The following is a 22,755-nucleotide window of genomic DNA, read 5'->3' on the forward strand; positions in this document are numbered from 1 at the left end:
GCGCATGGCAGCGACGGGGGCAGGAGACGACATGGGAGCGCACGGTTCGCACGAGGTGCGGGAGCCGCGGGCGGCCGCCGCACACACCGGCGGACCGACACTGACCGCCGAGATCCGGCGTGTTCTGGCCCGCGTCGACGCCCATGCGGAGCGGGCCGGGGGCGGTGACGGTGGCGCGTCTCGGGCGGCTTCGGCGGCTGGGGCGACTTCCGTCTCGGGGCCGGCTCCGGCGTCCCGGGCCGCTGCGGCCGCGGGCTCAGCTCAGGGGCCTGGGGCGGCTTCGGCCTCCGGGGCTGCTCCCGGCACCCAGGCCGATGACGGCGGCGGCCCGTCCGGGGACACCGCGGTAGCGGCAGTCACTGAGGGCACCGCCGGCCAAGGGGCCGCCCCCGTCACCGCCGCCGGTCCCGGGACCGCCGCCCTCGACGCCCTCGTCACCTGCTTCGGACTCACACCCTTCGAGCGCGACCTCGTCGTGCTCACCGCCGCTCAGGAACTCGAACCCACGACCGCCGCCCGCTGCGCCGCCGCGAGTGCCGACCCCGAGCGGGCCCACCCGACCTTCTCGCTGGCCCTGGCCGCCCTGGCCGAACCCCACTGGAGCGCCCTCACCCCGGTGTCGCCGCTGCGCCGCTGGCGGATCGTCGAACTGGAGGACGAGACCCGGCTGACGACCTCCCGGCTCCGGCTCGACGAGCGCATCCTGCACTTCCTGCTCGGCTCGCCCTACCTGGACACCCGGCTGCACGGCCAGGCGCGCCGCACCCCCGTACCGGACCGGCTGCCGCCGTCGTACGACGTGGCCGCGAGCCGGGTCGCGGCGGGCTGGGCGGACGGCGCCCGGCCGGATGCGCCGCTGCTCGTCGAGCTGGTCGGCGGTGACCTGCGCAGCCGCGCCGACATCGCCGCCGCGGGCGCCGCACGCGCCGGACTCGGCCTGTACACCATGAGCGCCGAGGACATCCCCACCGACGCCGCCGAGCGCGACCGGTTCGCCCGGCTGTGGCAGCGCGAGGCGATCCTGCTGCCCGCCGCGCTGCTGGTCGAGGCCGGAGAGCTGGACCGGGACCAGCGGGCCGCGACCGAGGCGTTCCTGGCCGGGGCCGCCGTACCCGTCGTCGTGTCGAGCGCCGACCCGCGCCGCAGCGACCGGCCGCACGGAACCCGCGTGTCCGTGCCGCCCCTGGACGACGACGAGCAGTTCGACCTGTGGGCGGACGCCTTCCGCGACGTGGCCGACCTCGACGACGGCGAACTTCGGTCGCTGGTCGCGCAGTTCCAGCTGCCCCCGCACGTCGTGCGTTCCGCCGCCGCCACCGTACGGCGCGAACTGCCCTACGAGGACGAGCTGGACGCCGTACAGCTGGCCTGGCGGGCCGGTCTGGACGAGGCCCGGATGGGCATGGACGAGCTGGGCCGCCGTATCGAACCGCGGGCCGGCTGGGACGACCTGGTGCTGCACGAGCGGCAGACGAACGTGCTGCGGGAGATCGTCGCGCACGTGCGGCAGCGCCCCACCGTCCACCAGGAGTGGGGATTCGCGCAGACCCTGCGCCGCGGCCTCGGCGTCACCGCGCTGTTCGCGGGCGGGTCCGGCACGGGCAAGACGCTCGCCGCCGAGGTGATGGCGAAGGAACTCGGCCTCGACCTGTTCGTCATCGACCTCTCCCAGGTCGTCAGCAAGTACATCGGCGAGACCGAGAAGAACCTACGCCGAGTCTTCGACGCCGCCGAGGCGGGCGGCGCGCTGCTGCTGTTCGACGAGGCCGACGCCCTGTTCGGCAAGCGCAGCGAGGTCAAGGACAGCCACGACCGGTACGCCAACCTCGAAGTCAGCTATCTCCTCATGCGGATGGAGGCCTACCGCGGGCTCGCCGTCCTCACCACCAACATGAAGAAGGCCCTGGACAACGCCTTCCTGCGGCGCATCCGCTTCGTCGTCGACTTCCCCTTCCCGGCCGAGCACGAACGCGCCGAGATCTGGCGCCGCGTGCTGCCCCCGCAGGCTCCGGTCAAGGACCTCGACCCGCGGCTGCTCGCCCAGCTCACCGTGGCGGGCGGCTCGATCCGCAACATCGCCCTGTCCGGGGCGTTCCTGGCCGCCGAGGAGGGCGAGGCGCTGCAGATGCGGCACATGGCCGCGGCGGCCCGGACCGAATACCTGAAGCTGGAGCGCTCCTTGACGCCGACGGAGGTTCGCGGATGGGTGTGAGCTGGGACGGCAGCAGCCGGAACGCGGGCAGGGGCCGGGTCCCAGAGGGGAACCACGCGCCGAGCGCGATCCGGGTGGACATCGGCGAACTCGTCCTCGACGGCTTCCGCGTGGACCCGGACCGGGTCTCCGCCGCGTTCGAGCGTGAACTCGACCGGCTGGTCCGCGAGCACGGCGTGCCGCTGGCGGCCGACGGCGCCCTGACCGTGGACACGCTGTCCGGACTGCCGCCGCTGCCCGCCGGGCTCTCCTCGCGCCGGCTCGGCCAGGAACTGGCGCGTGCCGTGCACGCCGGGCTCTCCGGCCGCGGGGAGGTGACCCGATGAGCGCGTCCCCGACCCAGGACTCCCGTTCCGAACAGTCCGCCGAGCAGCGCCGCCGCAAGCGCAGGGAGAAGGCGGCCAAGGCCCGCAGCCCGGAGCCCAAGAACATCGTCAGCGGCGCCGGGCAGCCCCTGGACGCGGGCGTACGGCGGGACCTGGAGGAGCAGCTCGGGCACGACCTGAGCCGCGTACGACTGCACACCGGGCCGGAGGCCGGGCAGCTGACCGAGCTGCTCGGCGCGGACGCGGTCGCGGTAGGCCAGGACGTCTTCTTCCGCGAGGGCGCCTACCGCCCCGGCACGACGGACGGCCAACGCCTGCTCGCCCACGAGCTGTTGCACACCGTGCAGAACCCGCACGGCCTGGGCGCGCTGCGGGCCGGGCGCGAACTCGGCGCGGTCAGCCTGCCGCAACAGGCCATCGAGCAGGAGGCCGAGTCCGTCGCGCAGGACCTCGCGCGCCCGCAGGCCGCGGGGAACGACCGGTCCGCCCCGGGCGCCCCGGAGCTGGAGGCGGGACAGGCCACGCCGGGCTGGCTGCGGTACGCCACCGTGGACGCGGACCGGAACCGGCTGGAGCAGATCGATCCGGCCACCATGCTGGACCGCCTGGCGAACTCGCTCGTACGATCGCTGCGCGCCGACCCGGAAGACCTCTCCAAGCGCACGCGGCAGCAACTGGTCCGCCTTCCCGAGGAGTTGCTGGACCGGGTCCTGGAGCGCCTGGAGGACAGGCTGCTCGGCTCGGAGCAGGACAAGGTGCTGGACCTCGTCGAGGAGATCGAGGCCGACGCGGCACTCGGCGGTGACGCGGAGCGTCCGTCGCTCGACGCCCCGGCCGTCGAGCCCGACGCGGCGGAGGAACTGCGGCAGGAGCGGGAGAGCGAGCAGCGCTCCGTCGAGCAGGAGCAGGCCCGGGAGGAGCGGCCGGCCCTGGCACCGGGACCGGAGAAGGACCGTGCCGAGGGGGAGAACGCCCCTGGCAGCACCCCGCAGAACGGCGGGACCGCGGAGAGCGGAAGCACTCCGCAGGGCGGGGGAGCGCCGCGGGGACGGCAGGAGACCGCAGGGGCCGGGGGCCAGAAGCCGGAAACGGCCGGGGGCCAGGAGGGCGCGCCGGCCGCGTCGCAGGAGCAGCCGGGGCGGGCCGGGGGCCGGGGCGCTGCCACGAGCGAGCCGGCCGGCGCCTCCGCGGAGGCCGCCGGGCAGGCCGGGGGGCAGAAGTCCGAGGGCTCCGGTGCGGGCCCCCAGGAGGGCAAGCAGGACGGCGGCGGGGACAAGGGCGGCCGGGACAAGCAGGGCGCGGAGGGCACGGAGGAGACCAGTCAGCAGGGCGCGGCGGCCGCGAGCAAGGAGGAGTCCGCGGCCAGGAACCGCCCGGGAGCAGCCGAGCAGCTCACCGCGGGTCAGAAGCCGAAGCAGGAGGACAAGGGCGGCAAGGACAAGCCCGCGGGTCCGGCCACGGCGGCGGGCAAGGACACCGAGCTGCCCGGCAGGACGAGCAGGCTCGACGGCGTACGCAACCAGGATCTCGAAGGGCCCGAGGAGACCGCCGAGGACGACCCGTTCGGCTCGGGCAGCGAGTCGGAGGTGGACCTCGGCGGCGTCGAGAAGAGCGCCTGGGACGTCAAGCTCCAGCCCGAGGACTTCCTGCCGGAGCAGGACCCGGACGTGTCCGGCGTGCCGACCGCGGACCGGCTCGACCCGACCTCCTCCGGCGGGCAGTCCGTCCCGTCGTTCCCGGCTCCCCCCGTGACCAGGGCCGACAAGGTGCAGGCCGAACGTGACGCGGAGGACGCCGAGGACGAGGCGGCCGAGCTGGAGCCCGAGGAGCCCGACGCCGCGGCGCCCACGGAGCCCGACCCGTCGGTGGAGACCGAGGGCGGCCCGGGGGACAGCCTCCTCGGCGGCCCGGAGGCCGGGCGGGACGCCGCGTCCCGGCCCGGGCCCGGCACACCGTCGAAGGACCCGAAGAGCGGAGACGACCCGAAGGCAGGGCCCGTCGCCGCACAGAAGACGGTGCAGGATGCCCCCGGCAACTCCGAGGGCGGCGGCGCGGAGAAGGAGACCGCCGCCAAGGAGGAGCAGAACACCCGGGCCGCGGGCGACAAGGACCAGGGCGCGCAGGAGAAGCAGTCCCAGAAGGCGGCGGGTGGTACGGCGGCAGCGCCGGAGAGCGCGGGCAAGGGCGAGCAGAAACAGCCGGACACGGCGTCCAAGGGCAGCGCCACCACCGGCCAGGCGCAGGAGGGTGCCGCCGGCTCGGCGAGCGGCGAGGAGCCGTCGGCGGAAGCCAAGTCCCCGTCCCCCGCACGCGATACGCATGTCACGGGCGGTTCCAACGCGGACACCCCGGGCGGCGCGAGCAACGAGGCGGCCGGCGGGACGCAGAGCGGGGCGCCCGACGCGGGGCCGACGAGGAGCGAGGACTCGGCGCCGGCGGCCGCGTCGCCCACGAAGGCGCCGGAGTCTCCGGCCCCCGCTGCACCATCTTCGGCACCGGCGCCGACGGAAGCCCCCGCGCAAGCCTCCAAGGGAGTCCCCAAGAACGCCCCGAAGGCCTCGGAGGAGGCACCGGAGCCCAAGGCCGCGCCCGCGCCCAGGGCACCGCGCGGCGGAGGCGGTCGCGGTGCTGCCGGTGGCGGTGTCGGTGGCGGCAAGGGGTCCGCGTCCGGCAAGGGCAAGAAGAAGGACTCGGCACCGGCGCCGAACCTCTCCCAGGTCTCCCCGGAGGCGGGCCTGTCCACGGCCGCCAAGCTCAAGCCCCACAAGGCACTTCAGGCGATGGGCGGCGTCGGCGGAGCGGTGGACCGCACGGTCGGTGACGAGCACCAGCAGCTCGCCGCCGCCCCGCCGTCGATGCAGCGCCCGGCGGGCGCGCCGCAGACCCTGGAGGGCAAGCCGAAGGCCGGCGCACCGGCGCAGTACTCGCAGGATCCGGCGCAGAAGTCCGAGGCACCCAAGGACGAGAAGGCCGAGGTCAAGGGCGAGAAGAAGCCCGAGGGCCAGATCGAGGCGGAGAAGGCCGAGGAGCCCGGCGGCTGGGACACCTTCAAGATGGCGCTGGGCTTCGTCGGCGCCAAGATCGTCAACGGGGTCACGAGCCTCTTCGGCGCCGACGAACCGGTGGTGGATCCGCAGGAGCTGGCCGCCAAGTTCGCCGGGCTGCCCACCAAGGACGAAGCCCTGAAGCAGGCCCAGGCCGGCAACGCGCCGGGCGTGGAGATGCAGGGCGCGGCCGAGCAGACGGCCGGCGAGCAGGGCGCAGCGGTCGACAGCAAGGGCCAGGAGACCGTCGCGACGGGCAAGGACGACGCCGCCCGCCCGATGGGCGAGAACCAGGTCTACCCCAACGCTCCCAGGGAGCAGTTGAAGGGGAAGGTCCCGGGACAGCAGGGTGGCGGCAAGGGCGGCGTGCCCGGGGCTGAGGGCGCGGGGACCGGCGCCGTGCCGGCCGAGGCGGCGTCCGAGGTGGCGGAGCACGACCGCGGCCCGGAGTTCCAACGGGCGTTCAGCCAGGGCCAGAAGGGCATGTCCGAGGGCCGGCAGGCCAAGGACCGGGACTTCCGCGACTCGCAGCACAAGCACAAGCAGAAGGTCGACAGCGAGGTCGGCAAGAACACCGACGCGCAGACGAGCGAGCGCGGGAAGGCCCTCAACGAGGTCACGTCGCAGCGTGCCGACTGGCGCGCCGAGCAGGACGCGGAGCTCAAGAAGCTCGGTACGAAGAAGACCGAGAAGCACGAGAAGGTACGCAAGGACGTCAAGGAGCGCGAGAAGAAGACCGACGACGACGTCGAGCAGGAGAAGAAGGACAGCGACACAAAGATCCAGGAGAAGGCCACCACTGCGGAGTCGGACGCGAAGAACAAGACCGACACGGCCGCCAAGGAGTCAGGCAACTGGGTCACCAAGGCCTTCGAATGGCTCAAAGAGAAGGTCATCGAGATCAAGAACGCGATCGTCCGGATCATCCGGGCGGCGCGTGACGCGGTCGTCAACTTCATCAAGAACTTCAAGGAGAACGCCGAACGCTGGATCAACGAGGCCCGCAGGTTCATCGTCGACACGGTCAAGAACCTGATCAACGATCTGATCGAGTTCGCCAAGGCGATGGTCCGGGCCGTCATCGAACTGGCGAACCGCATCAGGAAGTTCATCACCGACCTCATCGCGGCGGCGATCGCGTTCGTCACGAAACTCGCGGCGCAGCTGAAGCAGATCATCTCCGATCTGCTGGACGCCATCGCGAAACTGCTGAGCGACATCCTGAACATCCTCAAGAAGATGCTCATGGACGTCATCAAGGCGGTCGTGGACGCGGTCAAGATGGTGCTCGACTACGCCTCTAAACTCCTGGCCGGGCTCGGCGAGTTCATGATGATCGCCGTCGACTTCCTCTCCGACCCGGGCGGCTGGCTGAGCGGCGCGAAGAACTCCGCCGTGGACGGTGCGAAGAACCACTTGTTCCGCGAGGTCCAGGCGGCGGTCAAGTCGTGGTTCCAGTCCAAGATCGAAGAGATCATCGGTATCCCGAAGGCGATCCTCGACAAGCTGATCAAGGGTGGCTACACCCTGGAGAAGATCGTGAAGGAGACGTGGGACGCCATCGTCCCGCAGCTCCCCTTCATCATCGGCGAGATCGTCATCACCAAGGTCATCGCCAAGCTGATCCCCGGCGCCGGCTGGGTCACGGCGGTCATCGACGCGATCCGCACGGCCATCGGCGCCCTCGGCGAGATCCTGCGGGCCATCGGCGCGGTCCTCGACTGGCTGAAGGCGGTCCGCCAGGGCGGCGCGGGCGTCCTCTTCGCCAAGGCGGTCGCGGCGGGCATCGTCGCGCTCCTCGAACTGGCCTACGAGGCGCTCCTGAGCGGCATCGGCAAGTACGTCGCGAAGGTCGGCCGCCGCCTGAAGGGCGTGGCGGCGAAGCTCGGCAAGCCGGACAAGGGCGGCGACAGGCCGAAGCCCGCCCGGGGCGACGACCCGAAGCCGGCCGGTCCGAAGCCGGCCCGGCCCGCTTCCACCGACACCCTGCCGAAGCCGGGCAGGGCCACGGGCCCCGGCACGAAGCCGAACGCGAAGCCGGAGCCGAAGGCGGACCCGAACAAGCCGACGACGAAGACACCGGCCAAGGACCAGGACACGACTCCGGGCAGGCCCAGGCCGGACCAGCCCGTCGACACGAGGAAGCCCACGGCCCCCGACGCGCCGGCCCGCCCGAAGACGGACAAGGACCCCGACACCAAGCCGGACACGCGCCCGACGCCGGCGCCGAAGCCGAAGCCGGAACCCAGGCCGAAGCCGAAGCCCGAGCCGGACACCAAGCCGAAGCCGAAGGACGACGCCCCGGGCAAGCCGAACGCCGACAAGGACACGACCAAGCCGGACGCCGACCAGGACACGACCAAGCCGAAGGGCGAGAAGTCAACGCCCGACAAGCCGAAGGAGCAGGACCCCAACACGCCCAAGGACGGGGACAAGGACGCTCCGGGCAGGCCCAGGAACCAGGCTCCGACGAAGCCGAAGGACCCCGACAAGCCCAAGGACAAGGACGGGGACGGCACCAAGCCCAAGCCGGACCAGAAGGGGCCGAGGAAGCCGAAGGACAGGCCGGGCAGGAAGGACGGCGACAAGACCAGGCCGAAACCGGAGAAGGCCGGGCCGGGCCGGCCCAAGTCGAAGCCGGAGAAAGCCGACAGGAAGAAGGAAGAGAACTCGGAGGAGTCGAAGAACGACCGCTTGCGCAAGATCGTGGCCCGCATTCGACCCGTCATCAACGCAAAGTTGGAGCGCGGCATAGCGGAGTCGGACCATCAAGCCATGCGCGAACGGCTGCGGGCCCACTACCGGCTCACAGCCCTCAGTAAGTCGAACGACCAGAAATTCACCATCACGGCGCGCCTGAACCCCAGCCAGCAGGTCACCAACGGGCAAACCGACACCGCGGACCACATCGACTACCGCACGGCCCCGGAAAACACCCAGCCCGCGCTGCCGCCGACGAAACTCCCGCCCTTCACGAATGGACGCGTGAAGGCGCCGAGTTTCAAGGCGCACCACATCCACGAACCCCTCAAGAGGGGCACGGAAGCAGATGAGTCGCCGGACGCCCTGCCCGTGGGCTGGGACATGGTGGCCGACGAGCGCGGCCCGGACGGAAAGCCGTACAGTGCGGGCGGCAAATGGGTGCGCATGCATCTGCTCCCCGCGCCCCTGGGAGGCGACGCGACGACCTCCAACCTGGTACCCGCACGCGGGGCTCAGAACAAAGAAGCCGCCATTGCCGTGGAACACCCTGCGGCCCGGGCCCTTGGCAAGGAGGTGCGGAAGTCCAAGTGGCGGGGGAAGCTGAACAACATGATCTGGTACGACGTCAATATCTCCTACTACAGTGATGACACCTTCCCCGGATTTCCGAGCTCCATCAAGGTCATGTGGGGCGGCTACAGTTATACGGGCAGCCACTGGAAACGGGATCCGGCCACGGTGACCTGGCCGCGCAATTTCATGCCGCCGCCTGAACAGCAGGACTACGCGCCGCATTCCGCCAACGTGAACAGTGCCGACGCGCATGCGATCCGCAGGGCGACGGGCATCAGCATGTACTTCGCCGAGCGAATCGTCCGGATGCGGAAAACCAGGACGTTCAAGAACATGACCGCCCTGGCCAGGGCTCTCAACAAGGATGAGCACCTCTCCTCCGGGGAAGTGGACGAGACCTTCACCGGCGGCAGTCACAAGAACAAGGCGGAGGTCATCAGGAGGCTCCGGAGAGCCGCCCGGAACAAGTGGTTGACCTTCTAGGTGATGGCAAGGGAAAGCGGAATGCAGAACTTGACGCAGTGGGAGCAGGAATGGGTCCGTGTCCAGGAGGAGCTCCGACAGCATGCTGGAGTGCGAGTACTTCGGGACACCCGGGGGCCGTTGCTCCAGGACGCCGACGCTCCTGTTCCTGAGCGGAGCCTTCGGTTCTCCGAGTTCGGAAGTCAGTGGCAGACTGTGGAGCCGTATCCATTGGTCACCGGTGAATTCTTTCTCACACCTTTGTCGAAGGCTGTGCGCGAGGACCCGCCCAGTTTTGACCCTGCTCTCTACTCGGACGAGGAGCAGCGTGTCGGAGCGGAACTGCACGTCGTCGACGATGCCCCGTTCACAGGTGCTGGATCATTCGTCGCGATCCGAACGCAGTCTGGGGCGACGACCCCCGAGATGTGGTTTTCCGACCATGTACGGGGGTTGTGGCGGTTGGATCTCGACTACACCACATACATGGAACTCCTCCGTCTCACCAAGGGGGCATTCGGCTGGCAGCACCTCTACACCGAGGCACCGCTCGACGACTGGGAGTTCGAGCGGACGGCCGACCGGATAGCGAGAATGCTCGACGTCCTGCCGCAGGTGTTTCCGGACTGCGACTACACACCCCTGCGGGAGAAATGGGATGCACGACGGTGACTCTCCTCCCCGCCTGGGATGACCCGAACCCCGCCCGACGCACGGAGGTCAGGCCATGACCCGCTACGCAGACATCCCCAAGCCCATCCGCTCCGGAATAGTCCTCGTGGACCCCGAACGCGGCACCCCCCAACGCATCATCGTCCTCCAGTTCAACCCTGACACCCTGGAACGCAGCCTCGCGCCCCAGTCCGCAGGCGGCAGCGGTGACTCCGGGGGAGGAGGCAGCGGGAACGGGGACCGGAACGAGGCCCTTCGACTGAAGGGCCCCGCTCAGGAGACCTGGAAGTTCACCGCCGAGATCGACGCCACCGACCAGTTCGAGATCGCCGCGCCCGACGGTATCCACCCCCAGCTCGCCGTGCTCGAAATGCTCGTGCAGCCGACCTCCGCGCAGCTCAGGGAAGCGAGCCGGCTGTCGAAGAAGGGGACCATCGAGATCAGCCCGATCGAGATGCCGCTGACCCTGTTCACCTGGGGCAGCAAGCGCGTCATGCCCGTGCGGCTGACCGAGTTGTCCATCAACGAGTCCGCCTTCGACGTCCACCTCAACCCCATCAGGGCCTCCCTGAGCATCGGCTTCAAGGTGCTGACCGTCAGTGATCTGCCGCTCGGCCACCCCGGCGCCGAGCTGTACTACGCGCACCTCGCGCAGAAGGAACGCCTCGCCGGCGCGGCACGCACCGCGGGGCTCGGATCGCTGGGGCTCAGGCCCGGTGACATCACGGTGGGAAGGGGCTGAGCACCGGACATGGCCGGCATCGAACCGTACGAGAACGCGCTCGACGCGATACCGGGGGCCCATCCCTACCCGCGTACCAGCCGGTATCACGACGCCGAGATCGGGGTGCACCGGCAGCCCGACGGGACCGAAGTGCGCTACACCAAGCGCCGGTTGCTTCCGCCCCTCGAGGAGAGCGAGGACACCCAGACTCATACCGTCCGCACGGGCGAGCGTCCCGACCTCCTCGCCCAGCGCTACTTCGGCGACCCCGGCCAGTGGTGGCAGATCGCCGACGCCAACCCCGTACTGGACCCGCGTGAGCTGACCGCCGAGCCGGGCAGCGAGGTCGACATCCCGCTAGCCGGGCACTTCCCGCGGGGGGAGCGGCGTGGCTGAACTGCCCGTGGGCCGCGGCCCCGTTCACATCACGCTGCACATGGGACCGCAGCTGGTGCGTCCCGTCCCCGCCGAGGTGACCGAGGCCCTGCTGTCCGCCCAGATCACCGCCACCGCGGGGGAACGCAGCGGTTTCCAGCTGGCCTTCGACCTCACCAAGAACGGCCTCATCAACCGCACCCTGCTGCCCGAGGGCTTCTTCGATCCGAAGACGCGTCTCGTCGTGACCGTCACCGTCCGCGGCACCCCCGAGGTGCTGTTCGACGGGCTGATCGTGCGCCAGGAGGTCGGGGCCAGCAACCAGCCGGGCCACTCCACCCTCACCGTCACCGGCGAGGACCTGGCCCTGGTCATGGACCTGGAGGAGCGCACGGACCGGTACCCCAACATGCCGCCGTCGCAGCGCGTCCTCACCCTCCTGCGCCGCTACTCCGACTACGGCATCCGGCCCGACGTGTACACCGAGAAGGTCACCCAGCCCCCGCACCAGGACCTCCGCGTCCACTACCAGACGGGCACCGACCTCCAGTACATCAACGAGCTCGCCCGGGCGAACGGCTACACCTTCTACCTGGAGCCCGGCCCGGCCCCCGGACAGTCCAGCGCACGCTGGGGGCCCGAGGTCCGGCTGGGCATCCGCCAGCACGCCCTCAACGTCAACATGGACGCCAACTCCACCGTCGACCAGCTGACCTTCGCCTACGACGGGACGGCGCGGGAAGAGCCGCAGGCCCGCTGGCAGGACCCGGGGACCCGGCAGTCGACCCTGCTGCCGCAACCGCCGATCAGCCCGCTGCGGCCGCCCCTGGGCAGGCGGCCCACTCCCGCCCTGAAACGCAGGACGCTCTCCGGCACCGCCAAACAGCAGCGGGAGCAGGCCGAGGCCGAACTGCTCGCCCGGGCCGCCGTGTCCGCCGACGTCATCTCCGGTTCCGGCTCGCTCGACGTGAACCGGCACGGCTACATCCTCCAGCCCCGCCAACTGGTCGGCGTGCGCGGCTCGGGCCGTGCCTACGACGGCGACTACTACGTCAAGTCCGTCACGCACACCCTGCGCCCGGGCTCCTTCCGGCAGAACTTCACGCTCTCCCGAGAGGGACTCGAAGCACGCAGCGCCTACGTCAGGCCCTGATCAGCGCCTACCTCGGGCCCCTGCGTCAGGGCCCTGATCCACCCGAACCGATCATCACGACCAGGAGCAGTTCACATGGCGGCACCCGGCAATCGCTACCTCGGCAAGTTCCGCGGACGGGTCGTGGACAACAACGATCCACTGCACATCGGCCGCATCACCGTCGAGGTCCCGGACGTCCTGGGCGACGAGCCGTCGACCTGGGCGCTGCCCTGTCTGCCGTTCACCGGGCCGCAGGCCGGGCAGTTCGTGGTGCCGTCGCCGGGGGCCGGTGTGTGGGTCGAGTTCGAACAGGGCGACCCCAGCTTCCCGGTGTGGACGGGGTGCTGGTACGGGGAGCAGGCCGAGCTGCCGCCCGACGCCCGTCGGCTCGTCCAGCCGGCGTCCCAGGCCAAGCCCGTCGTGGTCCAGACACCCGAGGCGCACAAGATCGTGATGAGCGATCCGCCCGGCACCGACCAGGGGATCCTGCTCCAGGCCCAGGGCGGGGCGTACATCCGCATCACCAAGGAAGCCATCGTCATCTCCAACGGCCTGGGCGCGGAAATCACCCTGCGCGGCGACCAGGTGGACGTGAACGAGGGCCAGTTGACCGTCGCGTCCAAGCGATAGGAACGGGGGAACGAAGAACGTGTCCGGAACATCCGGGAGTCTGCTGGACGCAGCCGCCGTGATCGGCTGCCCGCACGGCGGACGCGTCACGGCGGCCACTCCACCGGCCGGCGGCGTACGCGTCGCGGGCGCCGCCGTCGCCACCACCGCGCACAGCTACGTCGTCACCGGCTGCCCGCACACCGTCGACCGGGTGCCCATGCCGTGCGTCACGGTCCGCTGGACCGCGGACAGCAGCGGCATCACCGTCGACGGCGCGCCCGTGCTGCTCGACATCTCCGCCGCCCAGTGCTTCACCGCGGCCTTCGTCCCGCAGGGACCGCCCGTCGTCCAGGGCACGCAGCGAAAGGTCACCGTCCGATGAGTCCCACGAGCCGCGGTACACGCCCCCGCAGCGACATCGCCTTCCCGTTCCGCGCGGACCGCCGTGGCCGCACCGCGCACGCCGGCCACGGCGAACACGTCCACGACCTGATCGAGCAGTTGCTGTTCACCAGCCCCGGCGAGCGCGTGATGCGCCCCGACTTCGGCTGCGGGCTCCTCGACCTGGTGTTCACGCCCAACAGCCCGGAACTGATCAGCACCCTCGAACTCTCCGTGCAGGCCTCGCTCCAGAGCTGGCTCGGCGACCTCATCGACGTGGAGGCTCTCGACGTCGTCAGCGACGACCACGTCGTGCGCGTGTACCTGTCGTACGCCCTGCGCGCCACCGGCACCCGGCACGAGGACGTCTTCGAAGGGAGGGCGGCATGACCTCCGGCACCACCACGTCCCGCCGGGCCCGCGTACGGGCCGCCCAGCTCAACGGAGTCGACACCGTGGAGGCCGGCGACGACGGCCTGCTGCTCACCGTCACCTTCCTCGGCAAGGCCCCGCACGGCCTCGGCCCCGAGAACGTCCGCATCGACGGCGGCCGGCGCATCACCGGCATCACCGTCGTCGACGTCAGCGTCGAACGCGAGGAGGACCCCGAGCTCGACGACCGCCTTTTCGTCACCCTCGACAAGGCCGGCGACACCTCCCGCTACCGGCTCTCCCTCGTCGAGACCGACCCGTACGGACGGCCCGGCACCGAGCCGTACCGCGGCTTCGACCAGCGCTACCACAGCGCCACGTTCTCCTTCCGGCCCGACTGCCCGACCCCCTTCGACTGCAAGGACCAGGACCGGCCGGAGCAGGACTTCCCCGCCGCGCCCGTCATCGACTACACCGCCCGCGACTACGACACCATCCGCAAACTGCTCCTGGACCGGCTCGCGCTCACCACCCCCGACTGGGCCGAGCGCAACCCCGCCGATCTGGGCACGACCCTCGTCGAACTCCTCGCGTACACCGGCGACCAGATCAGCTACCAGCAGGACGCCGTCGCCACCGAGGCCTACCTCGACACCGCCCGCCGCCGTGTCTCCGTACGCCGCCACGTCCGGCTCATCGACTACGCGATGCACGACGGCTGCAACGCCCGCGCCTACGTCACCGTCCGCACCGCGGACGACCGGACGCTCGCCCCGGGCACCTTCCGCTTCGCCTCCGTCGACGTGCGCAGCCTCGACCCGCACGACCGCCCCGAGCCGGGCACCGTCATCGACGAGACCGAGCTAGGCGACCTCGACGAACGCGGCTCGGTGGAGGTCTTCGAACCCGTCGTCGCCACCGACCCGCTGGAACTGCGGGTCGCGCACAACACGATCCGGCTGTGGACGTGGGGCGGCGAGGTGTGCACCCTGCCGAAGGGCGCCACCGCCGCGACCCTGCGGGACGCCTGGGTCGATCCGGAGACCTGCCGCGAGCGCCGCCTCGACCTCAAGCCCGGCGACGTCATCGTCCTGGAGGAGGTCAAGGGCCCCCGCACCGGCACCCCGGGCGACGCCGACCCCGCCCACCGCCAGGCGGTCCGCCTCACCTCCGTCACGCCCGGCCTGGACCGGATCGAGGACCAGCCGGTCCTGGAGGTCACCTGGGCCCCCGAGGACGCGCTGCGCTTCCCGCTCTGCCTCACCACCCGCGGCGGACGCGACTGCCTGCCCGTCGAGGACGTCACGCTCGCCCGCGGCAACGTCGTCCTCGTCGACCACGGCCGGACCCTGACCGGGCTGCCCGAGACGGTCACCGTGCCGCCCGTACCCGCCGTGACCGCCCCCTGCGACCCTCCCGCGTTCGGCTGCCGGGACACCGAGGAGGGCAACGCGCCCGCGCGGCTGGTCAACGCCCTGACGGAACGGACGCAGTCGGGCCGGGCACTCGTCCCCGACGACGTCCGCGAACTCTTCGAGGTCGTCGGCGAGCGCGCCACCGCCCGCGCCGGCCTCGGCCTGGAGAGCGCCGGGCAGCGGCACGAACAGGTCGTCCCCGGCACGGCGTACGCCCAGACCGCCGCGCTGCGCACCCTGCTCGCCCAGTCCGTCTACCCGGGCATCGCGCCCCGCTTCCGCCCCGTCCTCGGCCGCACCCCCGTCACCCAGGCGGTGCCTTTCCCCGACCCCGGCACCGTCGCCGCCGGGCAGGCCGAGCGGATCGCGGCCATCCCGGGCCGGATCCGGCAGCGGCTCGTCGAACTGTGGCGCAGCGCCCGCGACCGGGACGGGCTCGGCGAGCGGGAGATCGCCGAACTCGCCGTGGTCTACGGCCTGAACGTGCTGGAACGCCTCGAACTGCGCCGCCACCCGGTCCGCGCCCTGCGCGAACTTCTGTACCGAAGCGACCAGTTGCTCGACACCAAGCTGCGCCGCATCGAGGTCCTCGCCGCCCGGGCCCGCGCGGGCACGGTCCTCGACGGGCACATCGCCTGGGAGATCGCGCACAGCTGGGGCCCGGCCTACGCGGCCGGCCTCCACCCCGAGGAGACGGTGCTGCGCGGCTCGGCGACCGCCGCCCTCGCCCAGGACCCGCGCCGGGCACTGCCCGCCGTCCGTGTCCACGGCGACGACGAGACCTGGGAGCCGCGCCGCGACCTGCTCGACAGCGGTCCGCGCGAGCGGCACTTCGTGGGCGAACTGGAGGACGACGGCCGCCTGGCCCTGCGCTTCGGCGACGGCCGGCACGGCGCGAGGCCCACGCCCGGCTCCCGGCTGGCCCTGCGCTACCGGCTCGGTGGCGGCACCGCGGGCAACGTCGGCGCCGAGGCCATCAACCACCTCGTCGTGCAGGGCGGTTGCGAGGCCCCGGCCGTATCCGTACGCAACCCGTTGCCCGCCCTGGGCGGCACCCAGCCCGAACCCGTCGAGCAGGTACGCCAGCTGGCCCCGCTCGACCTGCGCCGCACCCGGCTGCGCGCCGTCACGGCCGACGATTATGCGGCCCTCGCGGGTGAACTGCCGGGCGTGCAGCGGGCGGCGGCCGAACTCCGCTGGACAGGCAGCGTCCAGGAGGCGCACATCGCGATCGACGCGTACGGCACCGCCGCCCCGTCGCCGGACCTGCTCGACTCGGTCGCCCAGGCGCTGGAGACGTACCGGCGCATCGGCCACGACCTCGTCGTGGGCCCCGCCCGCCTGGTACCGCTCGACGTCGCGCTGACCGTGTGCGCCCGGCCGGGCCACCAGCACGGGCAGATCCTGGCCGAGCTGTACCGCGTGCTCGGCAGCGGACGCCTGCCGGGCGGACGGCTCGGCTTCTTCCACCCCGACGCGCTCACCTTCGGCGAACCGGTCCGGCTCAGCCGCCTGGTCGCCGTCGCCGCGGCCGTGCCCGGAGTGGAGAGCGTCGAGGTCACCCGGCTGCGGCGGCTGTACGGACAGGACCGAGGAGAGAGGGAGGACGGCGTGCTGCGGCTCGGCCCGCTGGAGATCGCCACCTGCGACAACGACCCGGACCGGCCGGAGAACGGCCTGCTGGCGATATCCCTGGGAGGTGCCCGATGACGGACCCGCACCCGGTCACCGCGACCGACGAGTGCGGCTGCGGCGGCGCCTGCCGGGGCGGCCACGACGAACGCCTCGCACCGGCCCCGCCGCACAACCCGCCCGGCCGCACCGCGCTGGACTACCGCGTCGGCGAGTACGGCTCCTTCCTGGCCGCCCTGCTCGACCGGCTCGCCTCACCCGCCTACCCGGCGCTGAACCGGCTCACCGTCCGCACCCCGGACGACCCGGCGATCGGCCTGCTCGACGCCACCGCCGTCCTCGGCGACCTGCTCACCTTCCACTCCGAGCGCATCGCCGACGAGGCCTACGTCCGCACCGCGAACGAGCACCGCTCCCTGGTGCTGCTCGGCCGGCTCGTCGGACACCGGCCGCGCCCCGGCGTCGCCGCCGCCACACACCTGGCGTACACCCTCGAACGCGACCCGCGCGCCGAGGCCCAGAACGTGCTGATCCCGCGCGGGGCGCGCAGTCACAGCGTGCCCGCGTCCGCCGGCGAGGAGTCGCTGACCTTCGAGACCAGCCGGGATCTGACGGCCCGCTGGGACTTCAACGAGCTGAAGGTCCGCCGCCGCCGTCCCTCGCTCGTCACCCCGCGGGATCTCGAGAAGCGCTCCGAGCTGTTCGTCGAGGGCACCGCGCACTCCCTGCGGACCGGCGACCAGTTGCTGTTCGTCTTCGGGGAAGGCGCCGGCGGCGAGCGCAAGCTGGTGCCGGTGGCGGACACCCGCGTCGACCGGGACGACGACGTCACGGCGATCTCCCTGCCGAGGTCGGCGCCGCCGAGCCTGAAGGAACTCGTCGACGAGGTACGGCGCTGGACCGCGCTTCCGGCGCAGCCGGGGGAGCCGGGGGAGGAGCCGCCGACCCCGGAGGTCCCCAACCCGCGTCCGGTCAGCCGGCTGATCGAGGACTTCGAGGACCAGGTCCTGGAGCCCTTGCGTGACGACTTGGACGGTGTGAAGACGCCCGAGCGGCTCGCGGCACGCCTCGCGGAACCTCTCGCCCGGCTCGGTGAGGCGCAGGTGCTGGCCGAGCCGTATGAGGACGTGGCGGAGTGGTTCGAGCAGCTGGAAGCGGTGCTCGCCGAACTCGCCGAGCGGGCACTGGAGTTGGCGCCTGCTCAGACGGATCAGGAGGGTGCGTCGATGGGTGGTCGGCCGCCCGCGGCGCCGCCGGGGCCGGTCGCGCCCACGCGGCGGAGCCGCAAATCGACACGGCCCGCGCCCCTTCAGGGCGACTCGCGCACCGCCGCTCTGGAAGCCCTGGGCGCCATACTCCCCGCCCTTCGCGCCACCACGCCGGCCCCAGTGGGCACCTTCGGCCGACAACTCCCCGGCACCGACACCGCCCGCCTCCTCTCCGCCCTCAACCCCGGCCTCGGCAGCCTCTACCCGGCCTGGCGCACGGCCGCCGCCCCCGGCGCCCCGCAGCTTCTGCGTGAACTGCTCGCCCTGCGCGTCACCACGGCCCCCTTCGGTGCCACGGCCCCGCTCAAGCCGGTTCAGGACGACCGCGGCCGGGTCATCCGTACCGCCGACTGGCCGCTGACCGGAGCGGTGCTGGCGACCATGCGCGTCGTGTACGACACGGCGGGCAAGACCCCGGTCCGGGCCGAGTTCCAGTACGTCGAGGGCAGCAGCTCCGACCAGCGCGCGGAGAACCTGCCGGTCACCCAGCCGGTCACCTTCACGCTCGGCCCCGGCCAGGTCGAACTGTCCGTGCGCTCCGGCCAGGACCGCGACCTCAGCTGGCTCAACCGGCGGCCCGCCGACTCCCAGGAACCCGGCGTCACCGCCCGCCTCCACTCCGGCCTGCCCGAGCGCACCCTGTTCGTGTCCCGGCCCGACGACGAGGGCCTGATCCACGTCGGCGTCCACAACGGCACGTCCGAGCAGATCGCCCTCCGGCCGGGCGCCGGCGAGCAGTTCACGCACGGCGAGCACGAGGTCAGCCTCAAGTACACGGTGGGCAGCGCCGAACCCAACGTCGAGATCGTCATCGCCACCAAGCCGGAGCCCGTCAACCGCCGCACGCTCCAGCTGGACACCGTGCACGAGGGCATCACCGTCGGCAGCTGGGTGGCGGTCCAGCGGCCCGCCAAGGGCGCCGACAAGGGCGTCCCCGGCGATCCGAAGCTGGCGTTCGTCACGACCCAGGTGGTGGCCGTACGCACAGCCGCGTACACCAACTACGGCATCACCGGCCGCGGCACCGAACTCACCCTCGCCGACCCCTGGCTGGACGAGTTCGACGTGCTCCTGTCGCACATCCGCGACACCACCGTGCACGCCGCGGGCGAGCCGCTGCGCCTCGCCGACGAACCGCTCGGCGAGGACGTGCACGGCAACGAGATCGAACTCGCCGAGCTCTACGAGGGCCTCAGGCCGGGCCGCACGCTCATCGTCGAGGGCGAACGCAGCGACATCCCCGGCACGGCCGGGGTACGGGCCACGGAGGTCGTGACGATCGCCGCCGCCGACCCCGCCGCGGACCGCGGGCTCCCCGGCGACCACGTCCACACCCGGCTCACCCTCACCGCCGACCTCGCCCACCGCTACCGCCGCGAGACGGTCCGCGTCCTCGGCAACGTCGTCGAGGCCACCCACGGCGAGAGCCGCGAGGAGGCCATCGGCAGCGGCGACTCGGACCGCGTCAACCAGACCTTCGCGCTCTGGCAGTCCCCGCTGACCTGGCTCGCCGACGACAACCCCCTCGGCGCCACCCCGGTCCTGGAGATCCGGGTCGACGGTGTGCTGTGGCACGAGGTCGACAGCCTCGCCGGACGCGGCCCGACCGAGCGGGTCTACATCACCGGCTCCACGGCCGACGGCCGGACCACGGTGACCTTCGGCGACGGCGTGCACGGCGCCCGGCTGCCCTCCGGCCACGAGAACATCCGCGCCCGCTACCGCTTCGGCACCGGCAAGGCCGCCAACGTCCCGGCGGACCGCGTCACCCAGCCGCTCACCCGGCCCCTCGGCGTCACCGCGGTCACCAACCCGCGCCCCGCCACCGGCGGCGCGGACGCCGACGGCCCGGCCCTGACCCGCCGTACGGTCCCGCTGGCCGTCTCGGCCCTGGACCGGCTGGTCTCCGAGTCCGACTACGAGGACTTCGCCCGCTCCCGGGCCGGCATCGGCCGGGCTTCGGCGCGCGAACTCTTCGACGGGCGGCGGCGGGTGCTGCACGTGACGGTCGCGGGCACGGACGACGTGCCGATCGCGCCCGACTCGGACACGCTGCGCGCCCTGCGCGGCGCCCTCACCGAGTACGGCGACGCGAACCTCCCGGTCCGTGTGGACGGCCGGGAACTGGTCCTGCTGCTGATCGCCGCCAAGGTGAAGGTGGCACCCGATCACGCCTGGCAGACCGTGGGACCGCGACTGCGGCAGGCCCTGCTGAACCGGCTCGGTTTCGAGGGCCGGGAGCTGGGCCGCCCCGCCCGACTCTCCGAGGTGCTGGCCACCGCCCACACCGTGCCCGGCGTCGACTACGTGGACGTCGACGTCTTCACCGGCGTGCCCGCCTCCGCCACCACGGAGGAGCTGACCGAGCTGCTCACCCGGCCCGGCCCGCCCAGGGCGACCGTCCCGGCGCACCCGGCGACGTACGACGAGAAGACCCACACCGTCCGCGCCGAGAACGGCGAGACGCTGTCGGAGATCTGCGCCCGCTACGGCGTCCCCCTCGCCGAACTCCTGCGCCTCAACCCCGACATCACCGACACCCGGCGCCTGCCCAAGGGCCGGTCGGTGTACGTCTTCCGCGGCATCCGCCCGGCCCAGCTCGCGCTGCTGTCGCCCCGGGCCGCGGACACCCTGATTCTGACGGAGGTCAAGTGATGTCCCCGGACACCCAGTTGGAGACGCAGGCCCCGGTGGTGCCCAGGGAACCCGACGGGCTCGCCGAACTGCTGCCCCGCTGGCACCTGCTGCGCGACGCCGAGGAGGGCGGGCCGCTGCGCGCACTGCTCGCGGTGATCGCCGAGCAGCTCGACCGCGTCCGCGACGGCGTCCAGCAGGGCTACGAGGACCTGTTCGTGGAGACGGCGGCCCCCTGGGTGCTGCCGTACCTGGGCGACCTGGTCGGTTACCGCACCCTCCCCGGCTACGAGCGGGTCCTGACCACCGGCCTGCACGACGGCGGCCGGGCGGCCCTGGCCGAGGCGGTCGCCCCGCGCCGGGACGTGGCCGCCACGGTCGCGGGCCGCCGCCGCAAGGGCACGCTGCACCTCCTGGAGGAACTGTCCGAGCGGGTGGCGGACTGGCCCGCGCGGGCCGTCGAACTGTCCCGGCAGGTCGCCCACACCCAGCCGGTGAAGCTGTACGGCACCGGGGAGCGTGGTACGCGCGGACGCCTCGTCGACCTGCGCGACGGCGCCGAACTCGCCCTCGGCGGCGGCCCGTTCGCCAACTCCGCCCGCACGGTCGACGTCCGCCGCGCCGACTCACGGCACCGGCAGGGCGGCTGGAGCCCGGCCGGCGTCGCGCTCTTCGTGTGGCGGCTGAAGGCGTACCCGCTGACCCGGACCCCGGCCTACTGCATCGACCGGGCCCGCAACCTCTACACCTTCTCGATCCTCGGCAACGACACCCCGCTGGTCACCAAGCCGTTCCCGGAGCCCTCGCCGGCGCACATCGCCACCGTCGACAACGTGCCGGCGTTCGTCACCCGCCGTCTCCTGCACGACCGGCTGCTCGACTACTACGGCCCCGGCAAGAGCTTCGTGATCCGCCTCGACGGCGAGGACAACCCCGTACCGCCCTCGGACATCGTCGTGGCCGACCTGTCGGACTGGCGCTACCGGCCGAAGCGGGGCCAGGTGGCCGTCGACCCCGAGCTGGGGCGGATCGCCTTCGGCTCGCGCTCCGCGCCCCGGCAGGGCGTGTGGGTCGACTACCACTACGCGTTCGCCGCCGACATGGGCGGCGGCGAGTACGAGCGCGACCGCGAACCGCGGCCGGACGCGGAGTTCTACCGGGTGGGGCCGGGACAGCCGTACCGGCAGATCATGGACGCCTACCGGGCCTGGCAGCACGACCGCCGGGCCGACCGCACCGGACCCGCCGGCATCATCGAGATCACGCACAGCGGCGCCTACCAGGAGCAACTCGACTTCGACCTGGACCCGGGCGACCGGCTCGAACTGCGCGCCGCCGAGGGCACCCGCCCGGTCATCCGTCTGCTCGACTGGTACAGCAACCGCCCCGACGCCCTCAACATCCGCGCGGTGTCCGACGACTGCGCCCCGCACGAGCGGCCGCGTGCCGTGCTCGACGGGCTGCTCGTCGCCGGGCGCGGCATCAACGTGGCAGGTGCGGTGGGCGCCGTCGTCGTACGGCACAGCACGCTCGTGCCCGGCTGGTCCCTGGAGCCCGAGTGTGAGCCGCACTCGCCGGAGGAGCCGAGCATCGTCCTGGACCGCACCACCGCCTGCCTCCAGGTCGAGCACAGCATCCTCGGCACCATCGAGGTCATAGGCGACGAGGTGGGCGAGGACCCCCTCGGCATCCACATCCGCGACAGCGTCCTCGACGCCACCGCCGACGACCGCGAGGCCCTGTCCGCCCCGGACTGCCGCCACGCCCACGCCGTGCTGCACCTGCACCGCACCACCGTCATCGGCGAGATCCACACGCACGCGGTGAAGATCGCCGAGAACAGCGTCTTCACGGGCCGGCTCCACGTGGCCCGGCGCGGCATCGGCTGCCTGCGCCATTCCTACGTCCCCACCGGCTCCAGGACCCCGCGCCGCCACCGCTGCCGGCCCGAACAGGCCGCGGACATCAAGCCGCTGTTCACCTCCCAGCGCTACGGGACGCCCTGGTACGGCCTGCTCGCCGACCGCTGCCCCGAGGAGATCCGGCGCGGCGCGGACGACGGCGCCGAGATGGGTGCCTACCACGACCTGTACCGGCCGCAGCGCGAGGACGGACTGCGGGCCCGGCTCGCCGAGTACACGCCCGCGGGCACCGACGCCGGGATCTTCTTCGTGACGTGAGGCGCGCGCCCGCCACCGACCTTTGAACCCGCACT

13 protein-coding genes are annotated in these 22,755 nt (G+C 72.2%); all 13 read left to right on the top strand.

Translation table 11 applies throughout. From position 1 onward, the window contains the following. Positions 1–31 precede the first annotated feature (31 nt). The 13 genes from MQE23_RS38450 to MQE23_RS38510 all read left to right on the top strand — a co-directional run bounded on the left by MQE23_RS38450 (position 32) and on the right by MQE23_RS38510 (position 22,720). Positions 32–2,212, top strand: coding sequence for an ATP-binding protein (locus MQE23_RS38450; protein WP_243381543.1), 2,181 nt, complete (start codon positions 32–34; stop codon positions 2,210–2,212). Further along, positions 2,203–2,538: a DUF4424 domain-containing protein gene (locus MQE23_RS38455; RefSeq protein ID WP_243381544.1), complete on the top strand. Its 336-nt coding sequence runs from the start codon at positions 2,203–2,205 to the stop codon at positions 2,536–2,538. Before MQE23_RS38450 ends, MQE23_RS38455 begins: the two co-directional genes overlap by 10 nt. Next, a complete protein-coding gene (locus MQE23_RS38460) occupies positions 2,535–9,341 on the top strand; it encodes a DUF4157 domain-containing protein (RefSeq protein WP_243381545.1) in 6,807 nt (2,268 codons plus the stop codon). Before MQE23_RS38455 ends, MQE23_RS38460 begins: the two co-directional genes overlap by 4 nt. Positions 9,342–9,362: 21 nt before the next feature. After that, positions 9,363–9,992: a hypothetical protein gene (locus tag MQE23_RS38465; RefSeq protein ID WP_037672461.1), complete on the top strand. Its 630-nt coding sequence runs from the start codon at positions 9,363–9,365 to the stop codon at positions 9,990–9,992. Between the two features lie 55 nt (positions 9,993–10,047). Next, positions 10,048–10,734, top strand: a complete 687-nt coding sequence (locus tag MQE23_RS38470; RefSeq protein ID WP_243381546.1) for a hypothetical protein — start codon at positions 10,048–10,050, stop codon at positions 10,732–10,734. Positions 10,735–10,743: 9 nt separating this feature from the next. Further along, positions 10,744–11,112 carry a hypothetical protein gene (locus MQE23_RS38475; RefSeq protein ID WP_243381547.1) on the top strand — a complete coding sequence of 123 codons (369 nt, stop codon included), beginning with the start codon at positions 10,744–10,746 and terminating at the stop codon, positions 11,110–11,112. Next, the gene (locus MQE23_RS38480) at positions 11,105–12,244 is read left to right on the top strand and encodes a hypothetical protein (RefSeq protein WP_037672464.1); all 1,140 of its coding nucleotides are present in this window, start codon (positions 11,105–11,107) and stop codon (positions 12,242–12,244) included. The genes MQE23_RS38475 and MQE23_RS38480 overlap by 8 nt, the downstream gene beginning before the upstream one ends. 75 nt (positions 12,245–12,319) lie before the next feature. Beyond that, the gene (locus MQE23_RS38485) at positions 12,320–12,856 is read left to right on the top strand and encodes a phage baseplate assembly protein V (protein ID WP_020276139.1); all 537 of its coding nucleotides are present in this window, start codon (positions 12,320–12,322) and stop codon (positions 12,854–12,856) included. Between the two features lie 19 nt (positions 12,857–12,875). After that, positions 12,876–13,220, top strand: a complete 345-nt coding sequence (locus tag MQE23_RS38490) for a hypothetical protein (RefSeq protein WP_020276140.1) — start codon at positions 12,876–12,878, stop codon at positions 13,218–13,220. Continuing rightward, positions 13,217–13,609, top strand: a complete 393-nt coding sequence (locus MQE23_RS38495; protein ID WP_020276141.1) for a GPW/gp25 family protein — start codon at positions 13,217–13,219, stop codon at positions 13,607–13,609. The genes MQE23_RS38490 and MQE23_RS38495 overlap by 4 nt, the downstream gene beginning before the upstream one ends. Further along, a complete protein-coding gene (locus MQE23_RS38500) occupies positions 13,606–16,716 on the top strand; it encodes a putative baseplate assembly protein (RefSeq protein WP_243381548.1) in 3,111 nt (1,036 codons plus the stop codon). The genes MQE23_RS38495 and MQE23_RS38500 overlap by 4 nt, the downstream gene beginning before the upstream one ends. Next, positions 16,713–20,561 carry a putative baseplate assembly protein gene (locus MQE23_RS38505; protein WP_243381549.1) on the top strand — a complete coding sequence of 1,283 codons (3,849 nt, stop codon included), beginning with the start codon at positions 16,713–16,715 and terminating at the stop codon, positions 20,559–20,561. The genes MQE23_RS38500 and MQE23_RS38505 overlap by 4 nt, the downstream gene beginning before the upstream one ends. Beyond that, a complete protein-coding gene (locus MQE23_RS38510) occupies positions 20,561–22,720 on the top strand; it encodes a hypothetical protein (RefSeq protein WP_243381550.1) in 2,160 nt (719 codons plus the stop codon). The genes MQE23_RS38505 and MQE23_RS38510 overlap by 1 nt, the downstream gene beginning before the upstream one ends. The last annotated feature ends 35 nt before the right edge of the window (positions 22,721–22,755 follow it).

It is taken from the genome of Streptomyces sp. HP-A2021 (genome assembly GCF_022807935.1).
Taxonomy (GTDB): Bacteria; Actinomycetota; Actinomycetes; order Streptomycetales; family Streptomycetaceae; genus Streptomyces; species Streptomyces afghaniensis.

Coding starts and splice junctions, on each gene's coding strand:
- MQE23_RS38450 (WP_243381543.1), top strand. CDS start 32: ATGGGAGCGCACGGTTCGCACGAGGTGCGGGAGCCGCGGGCGGCCGCC.
- MQE23_RS38455 (WP_243381544.1), top strand. CDS start 2,203: ATGGGTGTGAGCTGGGACGGCAGCAGCCGGAACGCGGGCAGGGGCCGG.
- MQE23_RS38460 (WP_243381545.1), top strand. CDS start 2,535: ATGAGCGCGTCCCCGACCCAGGACTCCCGTTCCGAACAGTCCGCCGAG.
- MQE23_RS38465 (WP_037672461.1), top strand. CDS start 9,363: ATGCAGAACTTGACGCAGTGGGAGCAGGAATGGGTCCGTGTCCAGGAG.
- MQE23_RS38470 (WP_243381546.1), top strand. CDS start 10,048: ATGACCCGCTACGCAGACATCCCCAAGCCCATCCGCTCCGGAATAGTC.
- MQE23_RS38475 (WP_243381547.1), top strand. CDS start 10,744: ATGGCCGGCATCGAACCGTACGAGAACGCGCTCGACGCGATACCGGGG.
- MQE23_RS38485 (WP_020276139.1), top strand. CDS start 12,320: ATGGCGGCACCCGGCAATCGCTACCTCGGCAAGTTCCGCGGACGGGTC.
- MQE23_RS38495 (WP_020276141.1), top strand. CDS start 13,217: ATGAGTCCCACGAGCCGCGGTACACGCCCCCGCAGCGACATCGCCTTC.
- MQE23_RS38500 (WP_243381548.1), top strand. CDS start 13,606: ATGACCTCCGGCACCACCACGTCCCGCCGGGCCCGCGTACGGGCCGCC.
- MQE23_RS38505 (WP_243381549.1), top strand. CDS start 16,713: ATGACGGACCCGCACCCGGTCACCGCGACCGACGAGTGCGGCTGCGGC.
- MQE23_RS38510 (WP_243381550.1), top strand. CDS start 20,561: ATGTCCCCGGACACCCAGTTGGAGACGCAGGCCCCGGTGGTGCCCAGG.